At 46.0% G+C, this 478-nt stretch carries 1 pseudogene; it reads right to left on the bottom strand.

The window, feature by feature from the left end:
• Window positions 1-478, bottom strand: a pseudogene (locus tag PGX78_RS08900) (outer membrane insertion signal); the annotation flags it as partial.

Genomic DNA, 478 nt, shown 5'->3' with positions numbered 1-478 from the left:
GTCTGCGTCAGCTGTACCGTTAGGATTATTTACATTTTGGTATTCACCCAAGAGGTTGAATTTTTTACCGAAGTTTACGGAAGCATAGGTACCCCAAAGATCATCGGGAGCCGTAGAACCGGCCAAGTCCGTTTTATTGAAGTTATTATAGAAGACGCCGACTTTGGACCCTGCTGCGGAACCGCCGCCGAATTTACCTTCCAATTCACCGTAAGCCGTCTTCGTATCGTTCAAATCGCCTTCTTTAAACTTACCGTAGCCGGCAGTAGCCGTCATCTTGGAATTGTCATAAGAAAGCTGAGCGCCGTCAAAAGTATCACCGTATTGAAGGCCCGTTGCATTACCGAGTTCATAGTCATAACGACCTGCCATTACATTCCACTTGTGACCGCCGTCCAGAGCATAGTTTACATACGCACGGTCAACGTAGAATTTATCCTTGTCGGACGATGCTGCATCTTGATTAGCAAAATTATTG

Source organism: Megasphaera sp. AF13-6AC (assembly GCF_027685385.1).
Lineage (GTDB): Bacteria > Bacillota > Negativicutes > Veillonellales > Megasphaeraceae > Megasphaera > Megasphaera micronuciformis.
This window is presented reverse-complemented; position numbering and strand designations above follow the sequence as displayed.